This window comes from Vagococcus sp. WN89Y, from assembly GCF_052220145.1.
GTDB lineage: Bacteria > Pseudomonadota > Gammaproteobacteria > Enterobacterales > Enterobacteriaceae > Kosakonia.
Window position 1 is genome coordinate 133984 of sequence record NZ_JBQPOM010000070.1, and the last position, 22704, is coordinate 156687.

24 protein-coding genes and 1 tRNA gene are annotated in these 22704 nt (G+C 53.6%); 13 read left to right on the forward strand and 12 right to left on the reverse strand.

The window, feature by feature from the left end:
* Positions 1–8: 8 nt before the first annotated feature.
* The 3 genes from frdC to ACTU3N_RS21350 all read left to right on the forward strand — a co-directional run bounded on the left by frdC (position 9) and on the right by ACTU3N_RS21350 (position 1390).
* Positions 9–404, forward strand: a complete 396-nt coding sequence (frdC, locus tag ACTU3N_RS21340) for a fumarate reductase subunit FrdC (protein ID WP_443088134.1) — start codon at positions 9–11, stop codon at positions 402–404.
* A gap of 10 nt (positions 405–414) precedes the next feature.
* A complete protein-coding gene (frdD, locus tag ACTU3N_RS21345; protein ID WP_443088135.1) occupies positions 415–774 on the forward strand; it encodes a fumarate reductase subunit FrdD in 360 nt (119 codons plus the stop codon).
* Between the two features lie 85 nt (positions 775–859).
* The gene (locus ACTU3N_RS21350) at positions 860–1390 is read left to right on the forward strand and encodes a lipocalin family protein (protein ID WP_443088136.1); all 531 of its coding nucleotides are present in this window, start codon (positions 860–862) and stop codon (positions 1388–1390) included.
* Here ACTU3N_RS21350 and sugE read toward each other — a convergent pair.
* Positions 1387–1704, reverse strand: a complete 318-nt coding sequence (sugE, locus tag ACTU3N_RS21355; protein WP_443088137.1) for a quaternary ammonium compound efflux SMR transporter SugE — start codon at positions 1702–1704, stop codon at positions 1387–1389. The genes ACTU3N_RS21350 and sugE overlap by 4 nt on opposite strands.
* A 265-nt stretch (positions 1705–1969) precedes the next feature.
* Here sugE and ACTU3N_RS21360 point away from each other — a divergent pair, with 265 nt between their 5' ends.
* Positions 1970–2572 carry a helix-turn-helix transcriptional regulator gene (locus ACTU3N_RS21360; RefSeq protein WP_443088138.1) on the forward strand — a complete coding sequence of 201 codons (603 nt, stop codon included), beginning with the start codon at positions 1970–1972 and terminating at the stop codon, positions 2570–2572.
* Positions 2573–2602: 30 nt separating this feature from the next.
* Here the strand turns inward: ACTU3N_RS21360 and ecnB are convergent, their stop codons facing one another.
* The 3 genes from ecnB to efp form a co-directional block, all read right to left on the reverse strand.
* A complete protein-coding gene (gene ecnB / locus ACTU3N_RS21365; RefSeq protein WP_003025482.1) occupies positions 2603–2749 on the reverse strand; it encodes a lipoprotein toxin entericidin B in 147 nt (48 codons plus the stop codon).
* Between the two features lie 106 nt (positions 2750–2855).
* On the reverse strand, positions 2856–2990 hold the full coding sequence (locus ACTU3N_RS21370; RefSeq protein ID WP_443088139.1) for an entericidin A/B family lipoprotein: 135 nt from the start codon (positions 2988–2990) through the stop codon (positions 2856–2858).
* A 51-nt stretch (positions 2991–3041) separates the two neighbouring features.
* Complete coding sequence (gene efp, locus ACTU3N_RS21375; RefSeq protein ID WP_443088140.1) at positions 3042–3608, reverse strand: elongation factor P; 567 nt, start codon at positions 3606–3608, stop codon at positions 3042–3044.
* Positions 3609–3648: 40 nt separating this feature from the next.
* On the opposite strand from efp, the gene epmB reads away from it, so the two are divergent.
* The gene (gene epmB / locus ACTU3N_RS21380) at positions 3649–4677 is read left to right on the forward strand and encodes an EF-P beta-lysylation protein EpmB (protein WP_443088141.1); all 1029 of its coding nucleotides are present in this window, start codon (positions 3649–3651) and stop codon (positions 4675–4677) included.
* 29 nt (positions 4678–4706) lie between these two features.
* Here epmB and ACTU3N_RS21385 read toward each other — a convergent pair whose 3' ends face one another.
* The 3 genes from ACTU3N_RS21385 to ACTU3N_RS21395 all read right to left on the reverse strand — a co-directional run bounded on the left by ACTU3N_RS21385 (position 4707) and on the right by ACTU3N_RS21395 (position 9813).
* Positions 4707–5060 (reverse strand): DUF4156 domain-containing protein, encoded by a 354-nt coding sequence (locus tag ACTU3N_RS21385; RefSeq protein WP_443088142.1) that lies wholly within the window; start codon positions 5058–5060, stop codon positions 4707–4709.
* Positions 5061–5205: 145 nt separating this feature from the next.
* The gene (locus tag ACTU3N_RS21390) at positions 5206–9312 is read right to left on the reverse strand and encodes an Ig-like domain-containing protein (RefSeq protein WP_443088143.1); all 4107 of its coding nucleotides are present in this window, start codon (positions 9310–9312) and stop codon (positions 5206–5208) included.
* 81 nt (positions 9313–9393) lie between these two features.
* Positions 9394–9813, reverse strand: a complete 420-nt coding sequence (locus ACTU3N_RS21395; protein ID WP_443088144.1) for a hypothetical protein — start codon at positions 9811–9813, stop codon at positions 9394–9396.
* A 493-nt stretch (positions 9814–10306) separates the two neighbouring features.
* Here ACTU3N_RS21395 and ACTU3N_RS21400 point away from each other — a divergent pair, with 493 nt between their 5' ends.
* Positions 10307–10867 carry a winged helix-turn-helix domain-containing protein gene (locus ACTU3N_RS21400; protein WP_443088145.1) on the forward strand — a complete coding sequence of 187 codons (561 nt, stop codon included), beginning with the start codon at positions 10307–10309 and terminating at the stop codon, positions 10865–10867.
* An 88-nt stretch (positions 10868–10955) separates the two neighbouring features.
* Here ACTU3N_RS21400 and groL read toward each other — a convergent pair whose 3' ends face one another.
* Together groL and ACTU3N_RS21410 are read right to left on the reverse strand one after the other, a co-directional pair.
* Positions 10956–12602, reverse strand: coding sequence for a chaperonin GroEL (gene groL, locus ACTU3N_RS21405; protein ID WP_443088146.1), 1647 nt, complete (start codon positions 12600–12602; stop codon positions 10956–10958).
* 39 nt (positions 12603–12641) lie between these two features.
* Positions 12642–12935: a co-chaperone GroES gene (locus ACTU3N_RS21410; RefSeq protein WP_036103188.1), complete on the reverse strand. Its 294-nt coding sequence runs from the start codon at positions 12933–12935 to the stop codon at positions 12642–12644.
* A 263-nt stretch (positions 12936–13198) separates the two neighbouring features.
* Between ACTU3N_RS21410 and yjeH the strand changes: the two genes are divergently transcribed.
* Entirely contained in the window at positions 13199–14455 is a 1257-nt protein-coding gene (gene yjeH / locus ACTU3N_RS21415) for an L-methionine/branched-chain amino acid transporter (RefSeq protein ID WP_443088147.1), read from the forward strand.
* Positions 14456–14457: 2 nt separating this feature from the next.
* On the opposite strand, the gene ACTU3N_RS21420 is transcribed toward yjeH, so the two are convergent.
* Positions 14458–14925, reverse strand: coding sequence for an FxsA family protein (locus ACTU3N_RS21420; RefSeq protein ID WP_443088148.1), 468 nt, complete (start codon positions 14923–14925; stop codon positions 14458–14460).
* Positions 14926–15262: 337 nt separating this feature from the next.
* Between ACTU3N_RS21420 and aspA the strand changes: the two genes are divergently transcribed.
* The 5 genes from aspA (at position 15263) to ACTU3N_RS21445 (ending at position 20891) form a co-directional block, all read left to right on the forward strand.
* A complete protein-coding gene (gene aspA / locus ACTU3N_RS21425; protein WP_443088149.1) occupies positions 15263–16699 on the forward strand; it encodes an aspartate ammonia-lyase in 1437 nt (478 codons plus the stop codon).
* A gap of 118 nt (positions 16700–16817) precedes the next feature.
* On the forward strand, positions 16818–18119 hold the full coding sequence (locus tag ACTU3N_RS21430; protein WP_443088150.1) for an anaerobic C4-dicarboxylate transporter: 1302 nt from the start codon (positions 16818–16820) through the stop codon (positions 18117–18119).
* A gap of 112 nt (positions 18120–18231) precedes the next feature.
* Complete coding sequence (cutA, locus tag ACTU3N_RS21435; protein ID WP_443088151.1) at positions 18232–18579, forward strand: divalent cation tolerance protein CutA; 348 nt, start codon at positions 18232–18234, stop codon at positions 18577–18579.
* A complete protein-coding gene (locus ACTU3N_RS21440; RefSeq protein WP_443088152.1) occupies positions 18555–20273 on the forward strand; it encodes a protein-disulfide reductase DsbD in 1719 nt (572 codons plus the stop codon). The genes cutA and ACTU3N_RS21440 overlap by 25 nt, the downstream gene beginning before the upstream one ends.
* Positions 20274–20315: 42 nt before the next feature.
* Positions 20316–20891 carry a transcriptional regulator gene (locus tag ACTU3N_RS21445; protein ID WP_443088153.1) on the forward strand — a complete coding sequence of 192 codons (576 nt, stop codon included), beginning with the start codon at positions 20316–20318 and terminating at the stop codon, positions 20889–20891.
* Here ACTU3N_RS21445 and ACTU3N_RS21450 read toward each other — a convergent pair.
* On the reverse strand, positions 20888–21493 hold the full coding sequence (locus tag ACTU3N_RS21450) for a LysE family translocator (RefSeq protein ID WP_443088154.1): 606 nt from the start codon (positions 21491–21493) through the stop codon (positions 20888–20890). The two genes, ACTU3N_RS21445 and ACTU3N_RS21450, sit on opposite strands and share 4 nt — an antisense overlap.
* Before the next feature lie 37 nt (positions 21494–21530).
* Positions 21531–22376 (reverse strand): AraC family ligand binding domain-containing protein, encoded by an 846-nt coding sequence (locus ACTU3N_RS21455; protein WP_443088155.1) that lies wholly within the window; start codon positions 22374–22376, stop codon positions 21531–21533.
* Between the two features lie 174 nt (positions 22377–22550).
* On the opposite strand from ACTU3N_RS21455, the gene ACTU3N_RS21460 reads away from it, so the two are divergent.
* Positions 22551–22626: transfer RNA gene (locus ACTU3N_RS21460), tRNA-Phe, on the forward strand.
* The last annotated feature ends 78 nt before the right edge of the window (positions 22627–22704 follow it).

The window sequence follows — 22704 nt, forward strand, 5'->3', positions numbered from 1 at the left end:
AGTGCATTATGACGACCAAACGCAAAGCCTGGGTTCGCCCAATGCCTGCCACCTGGTGGAAAACTCTGCCGTTTTATCGCTTCTATATGCTGCGTGAAGGTACAGCGGTGCCCGCCGTCTGGTTCAGTATCGTGCTGATTTACGGTCTTTACGCGCTGAAAGATGGCCCGGACAGCTGGAGCGGTTTTGTCAGCTTTCTGCAAAATCCGGTGGTGGTTATCCTGAACCTGATAACGCTGGCGGCCGCGCTGTTACATACCAAAACCTGGTTCGATCTGGCGCCAAAAGCGTCAAACATCGTGATAAAAGATGAAAAAATGGGGCCAGAGCCGGTGGTGAAAGGGCTGTGGGTAGTCACGGCGGTGGTCACGGTCGTGATCCTGTTTGTTGCGCTGTTCTGGTAAGGAGGCCAAAGTGATTAATCCAAATCCAAAACGTTCCGACGAACCCGTATTCTGGGGCTTATTTGGCGCAGGCGGCATGTGGGGCGCTATCGTCACGCCGGTTATTGTGCTGCTGATTGGCGTGCTTTTGCCGCTCGGTTTTTACCCCGGCGATGCCCTGGGTTACGATCGCGTGCTGGCCTTTGCCCAGAGCTTTATCGGGCGCGTGTTTATCTTTTTAATGATTGTGTTGCCGGTGTGGTGCGGTCTGCATCGTATCCACCATATGATGCATGATTTAAAAATCCACGTGCCGAGCGGCAAATGGGTGTTTTACGGCCTCGCCGCTATTTTGAGCGTGGTGACGCTGGTGGGAGTGCTGTTTATTTGACAACCGTCGCTCTCCTGTAAAATCAGGAGAGCGTGCTTCCCGTTAGGTTCTATAGTTAAAAAAAAAGAACCAGGAGGGATGCACCATGCGTAAACGACTTATTCTCGCAACGATTGCCGCCGCTTTTTTACTTTCTGCCTGCAGTTCGCCTACGCCCCCCGACGGCGTGACCGTCGTCAAGAACTTCAACACCCAACGATACTTAGGCCAGTGGTATGAGATTGCCCGCTTCGATCACCGTTTCGAACGCGGCCTGGAAAAAGTCACGGCGACATACAGTTTACGCGATGACGGCGGGCTGAATGTGGTGAACCGGGGCTATAACCCGGCGCGCAACAAATGGCAGCAATCCGAAGGAAGAGCCTATTTCACCGGCGATCCGGGCACGGCGGCGCTGAAAGTCTCCTTCTTCGGCCCATTCTATGGCGGCTATAACGTTATTGCTCTGGATAAGGACTACCGCTACGCGCTGGTCTGTGGGCCGAACCGCGACTACCTGTGGATCCTGTCGCGCACCCCGACGATTCCGGCCGAAGTGAAACAACAGATGCTGGACGTCGCGGCCCGGCAGGGTTTTGCCACAGAAAAATTACTGTGGATTAATCAGAACCATTAATGGGCGCTGAGTTTTAAACCAAGAATACCCGCCACAATCAGACACAGACTGAGGATACGCGCCAGGCTTGCGGACTCACCGAGCAGCAGGATGCCGGTGATTGCCGCACCCACGGCGCCAATCCCCGTCCATACCGCATAGGCCGTGCCCACCGGCAGCGTTTTCATCGCCCAGGAGAGCAGCGCCATACTGAGAACCATAGCGACAATCGTAATGACGCTTGGCGTTAAGCGCGAAAACCCATGGGTATATTTCAGGCCGACGGCCCACACAACTTCCAGTAAACCTGCAATAAGAAGAATTATCCAGGACATAGTTTTGGCTCCGTTACGGGGCCGTCCCCAATGATGATAAGCGCTGTCGGGTCGTCCCGCAGGCTGGTGAAGAGGCATTAATTTTGTCTTCTCTGGCGGTTTTTTTCAACTTTTTTGTTGTTGAACACAATTGCGTAGCTAAAGCAAGAAATAGCTACAGTTCGCAGCGGAATTCACGCATTTATTCACCAGTTTTACCCCCTATGATGAAGCGCTTTCCTGGTAACGGGAAGATGTGCGCCACTTTCTGACTGCGAAGAAAAATATGTTCAAAATTCTCGTGATTGACCGTTGTTACTTCACCCGCACAGGGATGGAATCCTGGCTCAATCAAACCGATTTGTTCCCCGCCTCATTCCTGGTCGCGGCTTTACATAATTTGATGCTGGCGAAAGAGCATATTGTTCAGTGGCAACCGGATTTGGTTATCGCTGACCTGCACGGTTTCAAAAACGAGATACACCATATTCAGCAGTTGGCTTCGCTTTTCTCGGTATGCGGCGACGGCATCAAAGTTCTGTTGCTCGAATCGGGCGAAGACGCGCAGCTTTCGGACTATTTCACGCAATTTAATATCGAAGAGACGCTGCTTAAAACCGCCTCGCTGGATACACTGGCGCAGAGTATTGACGCGATTGTGCTCTCTCGCCCTACGCGTACTGAGCCGAAACCCGCCGTGCCGCTGTTAACCCGGCAGGAAGAAAAAGTATTAACGCTGTGGATGGAAGGAAGAAGTAATCAGAGCATCGCCACTAAGCTGAGCATCAACGGTAAAACCGTTTATACCTACAAGCGCAATATCAGGATGAAGCTTGGGATGGATAATCGGTTCACGCCATTTTTGTCGCTACCCGATGCAATAAACTAGCGGTACAGCAGGCGCTGTACCGCCCAAAATTTACTGTTGTGCTTTGGTTGCAGCACCAGAAATCGCACTACCACCTTCAGAGATATCCTGACCTACTCCGCGCGTGGTGTTGCACGCCGTCAGTACGGAAGAAAGGACCAGAACAGAAAAGATCGCAGCAATTGTTTTCTTAACCATAATATCTATCCTTAAGTAGCCAATATTTTTGTGTATAGCTACATAAGCATAGACAAGATCTGCAGAATTTACCGGGACAGACGATTTTTTAAGATGATGAGAAATTTCAGCTGGCTGCGCGTGAAATCGCATGACCGAGCGTTTTGATATCTTCGCCGACGCCGCGCGCGGTATTGCAGCCCGCCAGAACGGCGCTGCTGATAAACATCAGTAAAAAGAGTTTCGTAAGGCGTTTCATCATCCCTGCCCAGGCCTGACGGCGTAGCGCAAGGCTACGCCGAAGCCGTGAATATTATTTCACGCGAGATACGTATTCGCCGGAGCGGGTATCGACTTTAATCACTTCGCCAATCTGTACGAACAGCGGAACCTTAACCACAGCACCCGTGCTCAGGGTTGCCGGTTTGCCGCCGGTACCCGCGGTGTCGCCTTTCAGACCTGGATCGGTGTCCACGATTTCCAGCTCCACAAAGTTTGGCGGCGTCACGGAAATCGGCTGGCCGTTCCACAGGGTCACGATGCACTCGGCCTGATCCAGCAGCCATTTAGCGTTTTCACCAACGGCTTTAGCGTCGGCAGCCAGCTGCTCGAACGTTTCGTTATTCATGAAATGCCAGAACTCACCGTCGTTGTAGAGGTAAGTCAGGTTCATATCGACAACATCTGCGCCTTCGGCAGAGTCGGTAGATTTGAAGGTTTTTTCAACGCGGGTACCGGTCAGCAGACGACGCAGCTTAACGCGTGCGAAAGCCTGGCCTTTGCCTGGTTTAACGAATTCGCTGGCTTCAACCGCGTACGGTTCTCCATCCATCATGATTTTAAGACCGGCACGAAAATCGTTGCTATAGTAAGTCGCCATAAGGCCCTCTGAATTGTTAACTGGTAGCTTAGCCAAAAAAATGGCACACATTGTAACCCTAAAAACCCCTTCCAGAGAAGATTGGTTATTGCAACTTGCCGATGTAATCACCGATCCGGATGAACTGCTGCATATTTTACAAATAGCTAATAACGAACAGTTGCTTGCCGGGCGCGAAGCAAAGCGCCTGTTTGCCCTGCGCGTGCCGCGTGCGTTTGTCGCGCGCATGGAGAAAGGCAACCCGGACGATCCTCTGCTGCGTCAAGTACTTACCTCGTCGCAAGAGTTTATCGCCGCCCCCGGTTTTAGTACCGATCCGCTGGAAGAACAGCATAGCGTCGTGCCGGGATTATTGCACAAATACCGCAACCGGGCGCTGCTGCTGGTAAAAGGCGGCTGCGCGGTAAACTGCCGCTACTGCTTTCGCCGCCACTTTCCTTATGCGGACAACCAGGGCAACAAACGCAACTGGCAGGGCGCGCTGGACTACATTGCCGCGCACCCGGAGCTGGATGAAATTATTTTTTCCGGCGGCGACCCGTTAATGGCCAAAGACCACGAGCTGGACTGGCTGCTCACGCAGCTGGAAGCTGTCCCGCATGTGAAACGCCTGCGTATCCACAGCCGCCTGCCGGTGGTGATCCCGGCGCGCATCACCGATACGCTGGCCGCACGGTTTGCCCAATCATCGCTGCAAATTTTGCTGGTTAACCATATCAATCACGCCCAAGAGATTGGCGAGGCGTTCTGCGACGCGATGTTGATGCTTAAGCGCGCCGGCGTGACGCTTCTCAATCAGAGCGTTTTGCTGCGTGGCGTGAATGATAATGCGCAGACGCTGGCCAGTCTCAGCAATGCGTTATTTGATGCAGGCGTAATGCCCTATTACCTGCACGTGCTGGATAAAGTCCAGGGCGCGGCGCATTTTATGGTGAGTGATGAAGAGGCGCGGCGCATTATGCGCGAGCTGCTGACGCTGGTGTCCGGCTATATGGTGCCGAGGCTGGCCAGAGAGATTGGCGGCGAGCCGAGTAAAACGCCGCTGGACTTACAGCTGCGCCAACGCTGATCCCCCTCCCGCCGGGAGAGGGACGCTTCTCAGTTCGGGCACTTATACACCTGGCCGTTCATTTCGCTGGCGGTCGGCACGAAGCTTGAGAGGAAACCTTGCGACGGGCTGGTTACGCCATACAGCACGTTGCCGCCCATTGCCGCCGCTTGATTACGCAGCGCATTTGCCGCACCGCGCATGGAACCGCCCTCTTCGCCATGCTGCCCGGAAAGCCAGTTACTCTGCTTGCCGGTGGCGGTGCCGAGATATTTGCACTCGGCTGCGGGTTTCTCTTCGACAAAACGCACGCCCTGGCCCGCAGCGCTCAGATCATTACTGCTGGAACAGCCTGCTAACAGCATTGCCGCGCCAACCATCCCTGCTAAATGTTTAATGTGCATGTATTTCCCCATAATCAATGAGCTGGACGTAATCGTCCATGTGTAGACCTTATACTAAAAAGATGAATAAAAGAAAAACACCGCTCTCGCAGGTCGCACAAATTTGCCGGAATAAAAAACCCCGGCACGGTGGCCGGGGAGAGGTTTAACAGTTATCAAAACCTGCTTTGGCATCAGGGTATGTTTTATCGACGGGCAGTATCGAAACAATCCCGTCCTCAGAAACAACAATCTTAAAGACAAACCACAGCAAATCTTGCGACCTGTTTGATGCCTGCCAGTTAAATTCCCTGCCATCCGCCAACATAATATTGACAGCCGCACCAATCACCGTGTTGCCTAATTTCGGCTGCGGGTTATACACGGAATAGCAGTAGGCACCAGGGTGCATCTTCAGGATGGTTAACTTTTCAGGCCCAAGTCCCGTGGTAATATTTCCGCTAGTCACCACATCGGCCCCCTGTGTCGATTTACTGTACGAAGCGATATGAATGCGGTTAGCGCTATTGCCCAGTGCGGGGATCATCAGGTGAGCATCCAGGTCCAGCGGCCCGGCTTCCCATTTTAAGGTGATTACCGCGGCGTTCCCTTCGAGTCGCTTTATTAATGAAAAGTTTTGAGTTTGCTTTTCCGTAGTGGACACACTTATTGATTTTTCAGCCGTGATATATTCAGTCGACGAGGCTGTGACATACCATTCACCTGGCGTGATAAGCAGTGAATAACCACCGTTGTTGGTCATCACAGTATAAGCCGCCAGGGTATCCTGTTTGTTTTTATAAAAACTCACCGTCGCGTTTTGAACAAGATGTGTTACCCCGGCCGCTACGCCAGATACTGAACCGCGTAGTAGCACCTTTTGCGGATTGAAATTTACCGTCTTGTCGGCGTCAACCGGGTGAGATTCGTCCAGCGAAGCAGAGACCTGAATATTTAACGACGTCGTGCGGGAACTGTGCAGTACCGTTGTGGCAATACCTGCTAAAGACGTTACGGTCTGGTTATTTAGTGTTACCCCCGTGCCGCTGTTATGTTTCCAGCGGACCGAGACACCTGGCACTGCGTTACCATACGCATCTTTCACCTGCGCGCTAAAGGTAAAGTAATCGGCGTTGTTAGCGACTTTATCAACAACCTGATCATCCAGCGTGACGCGGGTAAGCGTAGCGGTAGAAACATCACCAACAAATGTTACCTCTTCGCTGACAGAGGTGCCGTTGAGCGCCACGCTAACTGTATATTTATCCGCCTTCTGGCTAATGACCTCCGCAGTGGCTTTGCCATTGGTATCGGTGATGCTCTTAACGTTTTTAAACGTAGCACCCTCACTCACGGTAAAATCCACCGCCACACCGGCCACCGGGTTGAGATTGATGTCAGTGACGTTCACCGAGACCAGATTGGCAGCTCTGTTATTTGCCGCAGCATTGTCTCTCTCGACCGTCAGAGACTTTTCGCTGATATACGCAGTGGCTTTGTCAGCCATAAACAGCGTATTTTTATGCAGAGTATGGTTGTTTACCTCAGCCGTGACGGTGAACGTTCCGGCCTTCAGGCTGGCTATTGAGGTGGAGACCTTCCCATCCGGCCCGGTTTTCATTTGCTGATTGATAACCCAGGCGTCAGGCGTTGCGGAAAATGTGACCATCGCGCCCTCTACCGGGTTACCATTTGCATCAGTCACAGTTGCCGTCATACCGTTCGTGTCCCTGCCGTTGGCAGCCGCACCATCCGGACTGATAGTCAGACTTTCTTCCGTGAGGAAGGCGGTGCTGGCATCGGCGACAAAGCGCGTTTTGATAAGCGTCGTGTGGTCGTTACCGACAATGCTCGCCGTGACAGAGAACTCACCTGCCCGCAGGCTGGTCATCGTTGTCTGCGCCTTACCCTTCGCATCCGTTTGCACCTGTGCCGGAGAAAGCGTCACCGCCGCATCCGGCGAAAATTTCACCGTCACGCCGGGAACCGGGTTGCCCCAGGCATCGATGAGTTTCACCATGAGCAGATTGCTATCGCTCCCGTTCGCCCGCGCATCCTGGGTGTAGTCACTGTTGGCAAAATCCACCGTAGCCATGTCGAGCAAGAATGTTACCGCCTGGCTCAGGGAGGCATTGTTAACCGTCGCCGTCACGTTGCTGGTCGAGGCGCGGGTATGGGTCAGGCGCAGCGTGGCGTGCCCTTCCTGGTCCGTCATGGCGATGTTCCCGCCCTGCATCGTCGCTCCGTTATCGTTTGCGAAAGCCACCGAGAAGTTTGCCAGCGGGTTGCCGTAAAAATCCCCGACGCTCGCGCGCAATTCATTGGCCTGGCTTCCGTCTGCCATCGCATTGTTGGCGATGACATCTAAAGCCGTCAGTTTTGCCGTGGTGACATCAGCAATAAAAGAAACTCTGGTGCTGCTGGAATTACCGTTATCCATGCGGGCAATAATCGTTCCTTCCCCGGCCTTACGGCTTTGTACGCTGACGCTGGCGATACCATTGCTGTCGGTATAGACGCTAAGCCTGGTGTTATCTGTCTCTTTTTGCGTAAAAAGCGTGGCGGCAGACGCGCCGCTACTATCGGTTAATTGTACAACGCTGAACGTTATCCGCCGGGCGACCAGCGGCTGGCCGTTTTTATCGACCGCCTGGGCGTTGATGGTGTAAGCATGCTTACTATCAGCAGGCTGTACCGCATTTGGCTCGACCCCCATCTGCCTGATGACATCGCTCGATGGCGAGACCTGAAGCGTGGTTGAAACCGGCAGCGAGCGGTTACCGTTTTCATCAACGCCAACCACGGTAAGCACGTAATCCTGCACCTTGCTCTGTGTGCGCAGGTTATCTGCTGTAAACCCCGGAACCTGGACTTCCAGCTCGCTTATCGAAGGCTGATGCCAGCTTCCGCCATTCGCCGTAAAATTCGCTGATGCGCTCCATTCAAGCTTTTTCAGGCCGTGTTTGGCGCGGGCAATGGTCACCGGTATACGCAGCGTTGAACCAGCCTCGGCCGTGATCAGCTGCGGCAAAGAGAGCGCCACCAGTTGCTGCTTCTTGTACTGCATCACGATGTTATAGTTGCGATCCACAAACGCATATTTGCTGCCGACCAGGCTGCGCTGCAAATCAACATATGCCGGATCGAGCTGCTGCCAGAGCGGTACGCCGAAACGGTAATTCATCGTCAGATCCAGCCGGGTATCGCTGGTATCGCCCAGCGCACGCTCGCCGGAGAAGGTCAACAACGGGAAAGGCGTATAGTTGAGGCCAAGCGTCACCGCCTGAGGATTGTCTTTGAACGCCTGCGGATCGCTTTGGGTTGCCAGCACAATATTCTTGCCGAAGTAGCGCTCATATTTCAGCGTCGCGCCCAGTTGCGGCAGTTCAGGCAACCAGCCTTGCGCGCGCATATCAACGCCTTTAGCCGGACGCTCATCATAATCCTGCATGCTTTTTAACGGTGACTGGCGCCAGTCGGTCAGGCCGTAATAAGCGTTAGCGCTCAGCTTGAGGTAATCGGTCCAGGCTTCACCGCCCACGCCTAAGCGGGCGTTTTTGCCGGTATAATCGTAGTCATAAAAGGTGTTGATACCGAACATCCAGCCTTGGGTGTACTGCCGATAGCCCAGTCCCAGGTTGGCAAAATTGCGCTCATCAGCACTGTGCAGGCCCACCTGGCTGAACAGGAGCGCGTTCTCGCTATCGTAAAAGGGCAGCAGCAGATCGCCGGTGATGAGCTTATCTGTCCCTAATGATACGCGGGCAGAACCATAATGATTAAGCCACTCGTTGACCTGCTGGCTTATCATGCCTTCGCTGATACTGCGGGCAAAATTCACCGATGAGGCACCCACATTCTCCTCAGCCAGCAGTTGCCCCGCCTGCATCGCTTTCGGCGCGAGCCACTGCTCTGTTGACGGCGGATCGCCGTCATGGCGTTTCGGTATACCCAGATCCGGTAATCCGCCAGGCGTGGCAGGCTGCGGCGCGATGGTGGATGTTGAAAGCGAGGATGCTGGCGGCGTAGAGGTTGACGCTGTTGAGTGTGTTGCGACAGATGCTGGCGCAGGGGTTGAAGAACGTTGCAGCATTCTCGGTTCATTAATCAGCGCTTGCAGGCCCGCCATGGTTTCGCTCATGGTCTGGTAATCCTGGTATTCCGTTGCGCGAGCCGCCGGTGTCAGCGCTAAAAATAGCGGGCTGATAAACTGTATAAATAAAACAGCCCAGGCCGTGACCCGCATCCATCCGGGTTTTCGTTTCGTCCACATAATTACATTTCCGTGAAAAAATGGCATGAAAAAGAGCCGCTCCCGCAAGCGGCATCGGATAATACGTTGGTTATTTAGAGATTAAATATTGGTGAGGTTACGCATTTTTTCTTTGACAATTTGATAGCTGGTATAATGCGCTTTGGAACAAAGCGTATCTAACTTTAAATCAAGCTGCATGGTATAAACGTCTTTGGCTTCTTTCCCCATAATGTGCTGGTTCACATTTAAAAAACGATAACCATCGCCAATCTTTGCATAGTCGGCAGAATAGTTTTTATAAACATCTATTTTATTACCACGAATAAAAGTGAACTGATCAATGCAAGGGTTATTCGTTGAAGCAATGATGATACCGTCAAAAAAGGGAGACTTGCGCTCAACGTAAGTCTCTTTTGCCGTTTTATCTACCTTTTTGGCTGTTTTTGGCGTAACGCCCGCGCAGGCTGAAAGCATAATCATGCAGCAAGCGCTTAATATAAAAACCTTTGAAAATTTCATGTTACTCCTTCCCTTAAATTGAGAACACACCGTAATCATTACCCTGGATCCCGCCCTGCACCCACGCATCACTCACGCCAGCTCGCTCGCCCTGTGCCGGGTGCAGTTTAATTTTAAGGTAAAACCCGCATCTTCAGTGATTTATAACGCCAGCAGATCCGTATTCAACATTATTATTTGTCAGATGTAAGCATGCCAGCTATATGAAGGCTGGTTATAAAAAAATAAACAATAAAATCTCTGCGTGCCGTTCAGCTATTTATTAATTGAGAAAGCAATAACGATACGCGCAGAGAAAAAAACAAGGTTATTGATTGACAATAAAAGAAGCACTGACAATATAACGACACAACACGATTTTCGATAAATCATAAAGAGTTAAAAAGGCGTTCAAGCTTTCATTACTGCTTTCATACTTGCAATAACACTTAACAACTTCTCTTAACAAGACTCATTTAAACCAAAGCTTATAAAGGTTACACAGGGTATTTCTATGCGATTTATTATTGAGCGGGAAATTTATTTCAGGCCAGCTGACGGCGCAATATGGCACATTGGCAGCGAGCAGGAAAAAAGGTTCTTAACGCCTGCCAGCAGCAGATTATTTGCTTATTTAATCGAACAGCAAGGCCAGGTATTATCACGTAATGATATTTTTCAGGCGGTGTGGGAAAATTATGGCTTACACTCCTCAAATAATACGCTTAATCAGTACATTTCGTTATTACGCAGAACATTGGCTGATTTTGGGTTAGAGGCACAAATTATAAAAACGATTCCGAAAGCAGGGTTTTTGCTCAGTCCTGATGTCACTATCGCTCGCGAAGCGGCGCCCTTTTCGCTTAGCGCAAAAAGGGAACGTTCCCAGGCAATAAGAGACGTGGTGATTATTCTGCTGACGATTGCATTGCTGGGATTACTGGCGGGAGTCGGGTTAAACAACACTAAAAACGCGGCGTTATCAGGCGTGGCGAAACAAAGCGTGGAGAACGTGAGCGCCAGGTGGCAATACCGCCTCAGCGCCGACTCGCCAACGCTGGATTGCCCGGCATAGTATTTTACGCGCAAAAAAAGAGCGGGGATTAACCCGCTCTTTCCGGTGAACTTACGCGAGACAAAACCCCGCGTGCGCGTTCAGGCGATTACATCATGCCGCCCATACCGCCCATGCCACCCATGCCGCCAGCAGCACCTAAATCAGGCGCGTCGCTTTTCGGCAGGTCGGTCACCATGCACTCGGTGGTGATCATCAGACCGGCAACAGAAGCCGCGTACTGCAGCGCAGAACGAGTTACTTTAGTTGGGTCCAGGATACCCATGTCGATCATGTTGCCGTACTCTTCAGTTGCGGCGTTGTAACCGTAGTTACCGTCGCCCGCTTTCACGGTGTTCGCTACAACAGACGGCTCTTCGCCGCAGTTCAGCACGATCTGGCGCAGCGGAGATTCCATTGCGCGCAGCGCAACTTTGATACCCACATTCTGGTCTTCGTTCTGACCTTTCAGCTCAGAGAGTTTGCTCGCTACGCGGATCAGCGCAACGCCACCACCGGCAACCACGCCTTCTTCCACCGCAGCACGGGTCGCGTGCAGGGCGTCTTCAACGCGTGCTTTTTTCTCTTTCATTTCAACTTCGGTCGCAGCGCCCACTTTGATTACCGCAACACCGCCTGCCAGTTTCGCTACGCGCTCCTGCAGTTTTTCACGGTCGTAATCAGAGGTAGCTTCTTCGATCTGCTGACGGATCTGGTTCACGCGGCCCTGGATAGCGCTCTCTTCGCCCACGCCATCGATGATGGTGGTGGTGTCTTTGTTGATAACAACGCGTTTGGCCTGACCCAGGTCTTCCAGCGTGGTTTTTTCCAGTTCCATACCGATTTCTTCAGAAATCACGGTACCGCCGGTCAGGGTTGCGATGTCCTGCAGCATAGCTTTACGACGGTCGCCGAAGCCAGGCGCTTTCACCGCAGCCACTTTCACGATGCCACGCATGGTGTTAACAACCAGCGTTGCCAGCGCTTCGCCTTCAACATCTTCAGCGATGATCAGCAGCGGTTTGCCTGCTTTCGCAACGGCTTCCAGAACCGGCAGCATTTCACGGATGTTGGAGATTTTCTTGTCAGCCAGCAGGATGAACGGGCTTTCCAGTTCTACTGCGCCAGTTTCCGGCTTGTTGATGAAGTAAGGAGAGAGGTAGCCACGGTCGAACTGCATACCTTCAACCACGTCCAGCTCGTCCTGCAGACCGGTACCGTCTTCAACGGTGATAACGCCTTCTTTACCGACTTTGTCCATCGCTTCAGCGATCAGTTTACCCACAGTTTCGTCGGAGTTAGCGGAGATAGTACCAACCTGAGCAATGGCTTTGGAGTCAGAGCACGGCACAGACAGGGCTTTCAGTTCTTCAACCGCAGCAGCGACAGCTTTGTCGATACCACGTTTCAGATCCATCGGGTTCATGCCCGCAGCAACAGCTTTCAGGCCTTCGGTGATGATAGATTGTGCAAGCACGGTCGCAGTAGTGGTGCCGTCGCCCGCCGCGTCATTCGCTTTGGAAGCCACTTCTTTCACCATCTGGGCGCCCATGTTCTCAAACTTGTCTTCCAGTTCGATTTCACGCGCAACGGAAACACCATCTTTGGTGATGTTAGGTGCACCGAAAGATTTATCCAGTACCACGTTACGGCCTTTCGGGCCCAGGGTAACTTTCACTGCATCTGCCAGAACATTTACGCCGCGCAGCATTTTCACACGAGCGTCGTTACCGAATTTTACGTCTTTAGCTGCCATTTTCTTTTTCCTTAAATTCGTTCAGGTTCTCGCGCGTTGTTACGCTTCAACAATTGCCAGAATGTCACTTTCAGACATGATCAACACTTCTTCATTGTCGATCTTTTCTGCTTTTACGCCGTAGCCATCGTTGAAAATTACGATGTCGCCCACTTTCACGTCCAGCGGCTTCATTTCGCCATTTTCAAGGATACGGCCATTGCCTACAGCCAGCACTTCGCCACGGGTTGATTTGCCCGCTGCGGAGCCAGTCAGAACGATGCCGCCAGCAGATTTAGACTCAACTTCTTTACGCTTGACGATCACACGATCATGCAATGGACGAATTTTCATTGATAGCTCTCCTTTGAGAAGTCCGTATCAGTTGTGGGTTACGCCGGGCCACTATCGGTTCTCCGGCTGGTGCGTGAGAGATGGGGTTGGCTTTTTGTCGCTTCAAGGGGGGAGAGCAAAAAAAATTTGTGAAAATGCGACTTAATCGCAAATCTTCTGTCGTCCCTCCGCGGCTGGCCGGGGTTGAGTACGATCGGGCGAAAAATGAGTGTGCTAACATCGACAAACTAAAACAGTTGTCGACAACAATTCAGGCGGAAACAATGAGCGGATTAAAACAGGAGCTGGGGCTGGCGCAGGGTATTGGATTGCTCGCCACGTCCTTGCTCGGTACCGGGGTGTTTGCCGTTCCGGCGCTGGCAGCGCTGGCCGCGGGGGATAACAGCCTGTGGGCATGGCCGGTACTGATTGCCTTAGTGTTTCCGGTCGCCATTGTTTTTGCGGTGATGGGGCGTCATTTCCCCAGCGCGGGCGGTGTTGCGCACTTCGTCGGCATGGCATTTGGCCCACGCCTGGAGCGCGTCACCGGCTGGCTGTTTCTCTCGGTTATTCCGGTCGGCTTACCGGCCGCGCTGCACATTGCCGCCGGTTTCTGGCAAGGGATGTTTGGCTGGCAAGGCGCGCAACTGTTGCTGGTGGAACTCGGCACGCTGGCGCTGATTTGGCTGGTTGGCACGCGTGGCGCAGGCTCCAGCGCGAATCTGCAATCGATTATTGCCGGGCTGATTGTCGCGCTGATCGTCGCTATCTGGTGGCGCGGCGACATTGCGTTTTCGACCATCGCCTTCCCGCCGCTTGCGCAGGTGCCCGTGTCCGGTCTGGCGGCTGCGCTGGCGGTGATGTTCTGGTGCTTTGTCGGCCTGGAAGCATTTGCCCATCTGGCTTCTGAGTTTAAAAACCCGGAGCGGGATTTCCCGCGCGCGCTCATCATCGGCCTGCTGCTGGCAGGCTTTGTCTACTGGGCTTGCACGGTCGCCGTGCTGCGATTCAACCTTTGGCATGATGAGGGCGCAGCCGCCTCGCTGCCGGTGATTGTGGTGGCGCTGTTTGGTAAGCAAGCGCAGTGGATAGCCTGCATTATTGGTTACTTAGCCTGCTTTGCCAGCCTGAATATCTATATTCAGAGTTTTGCCCGCCTGGTATGGTCGCAGGCGGCATACCGGCCTGACCACGCGCTGGCGCAGCTCTCAAAACGCCAGCTTCCGGTGAATGCGTTAAACGCAGTGCTGATATGCTGCGTCATCTGTACGCTCGGCATTTACATTTTCAGTATCAATCTGGATACGCTTATCATTTACGCCAACGGTATTTTTATCCTGATCTACCTGCTGTGCATGCTGGCGGGGTGCCGGTTATTGAGAGGGCGTTATAAAGCGCTGGCGATGATTGGCAGCGTGCTGTGTTTGTTGTTGCTGGTCATTCCAGGCTGGAAAAGCCTGTACGCGGTGGTGATGCTGGCAGGATTATGGTTGCTGTTACCGAAACGCCGGGCGAGCACCGCCCGCCCGACGCAGCCTTAAGTTCAGCGGTCGTCTTTATGATCAAGGCGATCGCGCTGCTCATCTTTGCGCTGATATTCGCCCTCAATGGTTTGCCCGTCATGACTGCCCGCGCCAAAACCGCCGCCCATCCGGGTAAAGCGCAGGTGCGGCATCAGTTTAAGCGTTAAATGTTTTTGCACCGGCGGGAGCAGCAAGAGCAGGCCGAGAAAATCGGTAAAGAACCCCGGCAGCACCAGCAGCAGGCCAGCAATAATCAGCGACACGCTTTTGATCATCTCCGCCGCCGGGCTTTCTCCTTCGGCCATTTTCTGTTGCATCAGCATCAGGTTTTTAAACCCTTGATTGCGCACCAGCGACATACCAATCACCGAGGTAAAAATCACCAGTATGAGCGTCATCAGGACGCCAAAAACATGGGCGACCTGAATAAAAATCGATATCTCTACGTAAACGTATAAAAAAAATGCAAGAAACGGTATCCAGCGCACTGGCTTCTCCTGTCAACGGACAGCGGCGTTACAGCCCCTGTCATAATGGGTTTGCGAATCGCATAGATACTGAGATGGTGGCAAGTGCGGAAAATTCAATTTCTCGCAGGCTGAAAATTTTTTCTGCGCGCGAAGCGGTGACATATTTCACAGATTGATAATTATGATGCGTTTGGGGGAGTAATAAGTGATCAAGATTACGGCATTCCGCCATTAACAGCATATAATTTCGACCATCTGACCGTTTGAGGGAATAATCGTCGGTCAAAAAACAGACATATCCACATAAATACTGTGTATTTAGTGTATTCATTCGTAGCTTAAAAAGAAGGTTCACATGTTAAACAACATTCGTATCGAAGAAGATTTGTTAGGTACCAGGGAAGTGCCAGCGGATGCCTATTACGGCGTGCATACTCTGAGAGCGATTGAAAACTTTTATATAAGCAATAATAAAATCAGTGACATCCCTGAGTTTGTCCGGGGCATGGTGATGGTAAAAAAAGCCGCAGCGCTGGCGAACAAAGAGCTACAAACCATCCCGAAAAGCATCGCTAACGCTATCGTTGCCGCCTGTGACGAAGTGCTGAATAACGGTAAATGTATGGATCAGTTCCCGGTAGACGTCTACCAGGGCGGGGCGGGAACCTCGGTGAATATGAACACTAACGAGGTGCTGGCGAACATTGGCCTGGAGCTGATGGGGCACCAGAAAGGGGAATATCAGTTTCTCAACCCAAACGACCACGTAAACAAATGCCAGTCCACGAACGATGCCTACCCGACCGGGTTCCGAATTGCGGTCTATACCTCCATCATCAAACTGATTGATGCCATCAAACTGCTGGGCGAAGGCTTCGAAGGCAAAGCGGTCGAGTTTAAAGATATCCTGAAAATGGGCCGTACCCAGCTGCAGGACGCGGTACCGATGACTCTCGGTCAGGAGTTCCACGCGTTTAACGTGCTGCTGAATGAAGAGACGAAAAACCTGCTGCGCACCGCAGAACTGCTGCTGGAAGTGAACCTCGGTGCGACCGCCATCGGTACGCGCCTCAACACGCCGGACGGCTATCAGCAACTGGCGGTGCAGAAACTGGCAGAAGTCAGCAATCTGCCGGTGGTTCCGGCGGAAGACCTGATCGAAGCAACCTCTGACTGCGGCGCTTACGTGATGGTTCACAGCTCGCTCAAGCGCCTGGCGGTGAAACTCTCCAAGATTTGTAATGACCTGCGTCTGCTCTCCTCCGGCCCGCGCGCGGGCCTGAATGAAATCAACCTGCCGGAATTGCAGGCAGGTTCCTCCATCATGCCGGCCAAAGTGAACCCGGTGGTGCCGGAAGTAGTAAACCAGGTATGCTTTAAAGTTATTGGTAACGACACGACGGTGACCATGGCTTCCGAAGCAGGCCAGTTGCAGCTGAATGTGATGGAACCGGTGATCGGCCAGGCGATGTTTGAGTCCATCCACATCCTGACCAACGCCTGCTACAACCTGCTGGAGAAATGCGTTAGCGGTATTACGGCAAACAAAGCCGTGTGCGAAGGCTATGTCTACAACTCCATCGGCATCGTGACCTACCTGAACCCGTTTATCGGCCACCACAACGGCGATATCGTCGGCAAGATTTGTGCGGAAACGGGCAAGAGCGTGCGCGAAGTCGTGCTTGAGCGTGGGCTGCTGACCGAAGCAGAGCTGGATGATATCTTCTCTGCGCAAAACCTGATGCATCCGGCTTATAAAGCGAAACGATATACCGATGAAAGCGAACAATAATCCATCCGGTTAATTGATTAAAAAGGCACGCCTACATGGCGTGCCTTTTTCTTTCTGTGGATACTAATCCATAACAATTACTTATCACCAACTTAACTAACAACAAGGAAGCAGTTGCATGATAATCGTTGAACTCGTCATTGTTCTTCTGGCTATCTTTCTGGGAGCCAGATTAGGAGGCATCGGCATCGGTTATGCTGGTGGCCTCGGTGTCCTTGTCCTCGCTGCTATTGGTGTGAAACCGGGCAATATTCCTTTTGATGTTATCTCTATCATCATGGCGGTCATCGCGGCGATTTCGGCCATGCAGGTGGCCGGTGGCCTGGATTACCTGGTCAATCAGACGGAAAAACTGCTGCGCAAAAACCCGAAATACATCACTATTCTTGCCCCGATTGTCACCTGGTTTCTGACCATTTTTGCCGGTACTGGGAATATTTCGCTGGCGACGCTACCGGTTATCGCTGAAGTGGCAAAAGAGCAAGGCATCAAACCTTGCCGCCCGTTATCGACAGCGGTGGTGTCGGCGCAAATTGCTATCACCGCCTCGCCTATCTCCGCCGCCGTGGTGTATATGTCCTCGCTGATGGAAGGGCACGGCATCAGCTACCTGCATTTGCTAAGCGTAGTTATCCCCTCAACGCTGCTGGCGGTGCTGCTGATGTCCTTCCTGGTGTCAGTGTTGTTTAACTCGAAGCTCTCTGATGACCCGGTCTATCAGGCACGCCTGGCCGAAGGGCTTATCATGCTGCGCGCCGGGAAAACGCTTGAAATCCTTCCGGGTGCCAGAACGTCCGTCTGGCTGTTTCTGCTGGGGGTCATTGGCGTCGTGGTTTACGCCATCGTTAACAGCCCGAGCATGGGGCTTGTGACCACGCCGCTGATGAACACCACCAGCGCCATCCTGATTATTATGCTCAGCGTGGCGACCTTGATTACGCTGTTATGCAAAGTGGAAACGGGAACCATTCTAAACTCCAGCACATTCAAAGCCGGGATGAGCGCCTGTATTTGTATTCTGGGCGTGGCCTGGCTGGGCGATACCTTTGTTTCAGCTAACATCGAGTGGATCAAAGAGACCGCCGGTTCTGTTATTCAGGGGCATCCGTGGCTGCTGGCTGTTATCTTCTTCTTCGCTTCCGCCCTGCTCTATTCTCAGGCCGCAACCGCGAAAGCATTGATGCCGATGGCGCTGGCGCTGAACGTCACGCCGTTAACCGCGCTCGCCTCCTTTGCCGCCGTTTCTGGCCTGTTTATTCTGCCGACTTACCCAACACTGGTTGCGGCGGTACAAATGGATGACACCGGAACAACACGCATCGGGCGTTTTGTCTTTAACCATCCGTTCTTTATCCCGGGCACGATGGGCGTGGTGTTTGCCGTCTGCTTTGGTTTCCTCTTCGGCAGCATCTTGCTGTAGTGTACTGGCGGCAGGGCAAGCGCGCCTGCCGCCTCTCCACGCCCCGTTCTTTGGTAAATTCCCCTTGCCGCTGTATAGTGAGCGTTCGATACATCACGCGATTGAGGTGTCTATGCACGACGAGAACAACCTGGCGCCCCCGCTTCCAGATACCCTCGTGGTACTCTGCACGGCGCCGGATGAGGCAACAGCTCAGGAGCTGGCGGCAACCGTGCTGGCTGATAAACTCGCGGCCTGTGTGACTATCCTGCCGGGCGCTACGTCGCTCTATTACTGGGAAGGCAAGCTTGAGCAAGAGTATGAGGTTCAGCTGCTGCTAAAAACCGACGCGGCGCATCTGCAAGACCTGTTTGCCAGCATCAAGTCTCATCATCCTTACAAAACCCCGGAACTACTGGCTTTACCCGTTACTCACGGAGATTACGATTACCTCTCATGGCTCAACGCATCCTTACGCTGATCCTGCTGCTCTGCAGCACCAGTGCTTTCGCTGGATTATTTGACGCTCCTGGGCGCTCTGATTTCGTGCCTGCCGACCAGGCATTTGTTTTTGATTTCTCGCAGCATCAGCATGAGCTGACCCTCAACTGGCAGGTAAAAGAGGGTTACTACCTCTACCGCCAGCAAATCCGCGTGACGCCCGCTCAGGCGACGATTGGCCCGTTACGGCTGCCGAAAGGCGACATGCATGAAGACGAGTTTTATGGCAAGACGGAAATCTACCGCCAGGCGTTAACGCTGCCGTTGGAGATTGAGCAGGCGGCGAAAGGCGCGACGCTCACCGTGACGTATCAGGGCTGTGCCGACGCGGGTTTCTGTTACCCGCCAGAGACGAAAACCGTCCCGCTGATGGCGGTGGCTGGCGAACCCGCTAAGGCAGCGATAACTGAAAAAGGCGACCCCGCTAAGGCTGCGGTGACTGAAGAGAAAGACGCAGGCAGCAAACTGCCCTTCTCTGCCCTTTGGGCGCTGTTGATTGGTATCGGCATCGCGTTCACGCCTTGCGTTCTGCCGATGTATCCGCTGATTTCCGGCATCGTGCTTGGCGGCAAACAGCGCCTGGCGACACCGCGCGCGCTGCTGCTGGCATTTATCTATGTGCAGGGCATGGCGCTCACCTATACCGCGCTGGGCCTGGTGGTGGCCGCCGCCGGGCTGTCGTTCCAGGCCGCGCTTCAGCATCCGTATGTGCTGATTGGCCTGGCAGTGCTGTTTAGTCTGCTGGCGCTGTCGATGTTCGGCCTGTTTACGTTGCAGTTACCCTCCTCGCTACAAACTCGCCTTACCCTGTTGAGCAATAAGCAGCGCGGCGGATCGCCGGGCGGTGTCTTTGCGATGGGCGCGATTGCCGGGCTTATCTGCTCCCCCTGCACCACGGCGCCCCTGAGCGCGATTCTGCTTTATATTGCGCAGAGCGGTAATCTCTGGCTGGGCGGCGGTACGCTCTATCTTTATGCGCTGGGCATGGGGCTGCCGCTGATTCTGGTCACCGTGTTTGGTAACAAGCTGCTACCCAAAAGCGGCCCGTGGATGGAGCAGGTCAAAGTTGCCTTTGGTTTTGTGATCCTTGCGCTACCGGTGTTTTTGCTGGAGCGAGTGCTCGGCGAGGCATGGGGATTACGCTTGTGGTCGCTGCTGGGCGTCGCTTTTTTCGCCTGGGCGTTTATCACCAGCCTCAGTGCGAAGCGTCCTGCGGTGCGGGTGCTGCAAATTGCCCTGCTGGGTGCGGCGCTGGTTTGCGCCCGCCCTTTGCAGGACTGGGCTTTCGGCGCGCCCACTGCGCAGGTGCATCCAACGCTTGCGTTCACCCCGGTGAAAACCGTGGATGACCTGAACCAGGCGCTGGCCCAAGCCAACGGTCGCCCGGTGATGCTGGATCTCTTCGCAGACTGGTGCGTGGCCTGTAAAGAGTTCGAGAAGTACACTTTTAGTTCGCCTGACGTGCAGGCAGCGCTGAAAGATACGCTATTGTTACAGGCCGATGTTACGGCCAACGATGCACAGGATGTGGCGTTATTGCGCCACCTTAATGTACTCGGCCTGCCGACCATCCTGTTTTTTGATGCGCAGGGCAAAGAGCTGCCTGCTGAGCGAGTGACCGGTTTTATGGATGCGGCAACCTTTGCCGCGCATTTGCGCAATCGCGCCCCGTAAACAACACTTGGTGGCAAAGACTGGATAACGGAGGAGTTCACCGTGCAGCGCGAAGACGTTTTGGGTCAAACTTTGCAATTACTGGAATTAAAAGGGATTGCTGATACCACGCTTGAGATGGTTGCCGAACGCGTCAACTATCCTGTCGATGAGTTCCGTCGTTTCTGGCCGGACAAAGAAGCGCTACTGTACGATGCGCTGCGTTATTTAAGCCAGCAGGTAGATATCTGGCGCAGGCAGTTGCTGCTTGATGAAGAGCTGAGCTGCGAGCAAAAGCTGCTGGCGCGCTATGGTGCGTTAACGGAGTGTGTCAGCCAGAACCGCTATCCTGGCTGCCTGTTTATCGCGGCCTGCACATTCTTCCCTGACCCGCATCACCCGATTCATCAACTGGCGGCGGCGCAGAAAAAAGAGGCGTATGAATATACGCATCAGCTTCTGGCGCAGCTTGATATCGACGATCCGGCGATGGTGGCCAAACAGATGGAGCTGGTGCTGGAAGGGTGCCTGAGCCGGATGATGGTTAACCGTAGCCAGCAAGATGTGGATACGGCACAGCGGCTGGCGGAAGATATTTTGCGTTTTGCCCGCTGCCGCCAGGGCGGCGCGCTGACCTAAGCCTCCAGCAGCCCCGCCCAGGCGCTAATCAGCAAACATAGCGCCATCACGCGCTGGAACCAGACGAGCGACGTGGTGGTGCGAAACCACCTGTTGACCGCTTTGCCAAGCAGCGTCCATGCGCTCAGGCACAGCAGAGAGATGATTAAAAACCATAGAGAAAGAAGCGATACCTCGCGTAGCGGATGCGCGCTGTGCGGCGCAAACAGGCTGACCACGGCCAGCGCCATCATCCAGGTCTTGGGGTTTATCAGTTGCAGCGTTGCAGCCGCCTGGCTGCTAAAAGGCCGCTGCGCCTCACCGTTGAGATGGGTAGCTGGCGCGCGAAAAATCTGCCAGCTCATCCAGCTCAACCACAGTGCTCCCGCCCAGCTCATCACCTCCCGCACCAGCGGATAGTCGCGCAGGATTTCCCCGGCTCCGGCCCCCGAGATAAAAACGATCAGGCTTGCGGAGAGACAGGCGCCAACGACCGCAGGCAGCGTCGCTTCGACGCCAAAGCGCTGGCTGCTGGCAAGGATCAGAATGTTGGTGGGGCCTGGGGTTATCGACGCCACGAACGCGAAGAGTAAAAATGGCAAGGTGTTAGCAAAAGTCGTCACAGTCTGGCTCCTTATACATGAGCCTTTCACTGTCGCGTTATTTTTCGCCCTGGTCTGGAAGATTTGTGCACAACCGGCGGTAGTGCGCGGGCGTCAGGCGATACGCGCGCTGGAACCAGCGCCCCAGGTGGCTCTGGTCGGCAAAACCCAGCGCGGCAGCCACATCTGCAGGCAGTTCACCTTTTGCAAGTAGCATGCGCGCGTGGGCAAGGCGCAGCTGGATAAGCCAGGCGTGCGGGCTTAAGTGAAACTCACGTTTAAAGCAGCGCGTCAGCGTAAAGCGATCGGTGCCGGTTTCGCGAGCCAGATCGGATAAACCAATATTGTCACCCATATGCGCATGTAAATAGTCGCGGGCACGATGAGCAATAGCCGCGCTTTGCACCTGCGAAGGCAACCTTCTGCGCCACTGGCAATGGCGGGTTAGCTGCCCGAGCAGCGCGTCCATCGTGCTTTGCTGGATAATACGCATCTCGTCGCTGTGCAGCGCGTAGAAGGTTTGCGCAATGGTCTGCACAAGCTGCGGCTCTCTGGCGATGGTGCGCGAGAAATGCAGTGCGTAACTGGAAGGCACGGATTCATACAATCCACTTAAGGTGTTGTTGAGCCATTTATCGTCAAGGTAAAAGGTTAAATAAGTAAAACCACCTTCGACCGGCGCGTCGCCGTCATGGATTTCGCCAGGTTCCAGCAAGAAAGCGTCACCCGGCGTGCTGCGATGGCGCTCGCGACGGCAGTGAAATTGCTGTGTGCCGGTCAGGGTTATCCCCACCAGGTAGCTGTCATGCCAGTGCGGATCGTAGGCGTGCCCTTCAAAGTGCGCGCGGATGGTTTCGATACCAGTATCCGCATGCTGTCGCAGTTCCAGCCAGTCTTTTGCCATATCACCTCCACTGCTCAGCATGCCTGCGCCGCCGATAAATAGTCTGGAAGATTTGTGCATTTTGCGTATTGATGGCGTCGAAACCCACAGATTGCCGCAAAGTTGAGCAACTGAATAGCATTTAAGGAAATAAAGTTGACGCCTTTAGATGATTAGGGTTTAATGCGGCCCGTTGCCCGGATAGCTCAGTCGGTAGAGCAGGGGATTGAAAATCCCCGTGTCCTTGGTTCGATTCCGAGTCCGGGCACCACTTCTTCAGAGCCTGTTCGTTAAGAGATGAGATCCTTAACGGGCAAGACAATAGTCCCAGACGGCATGATGATGGTAC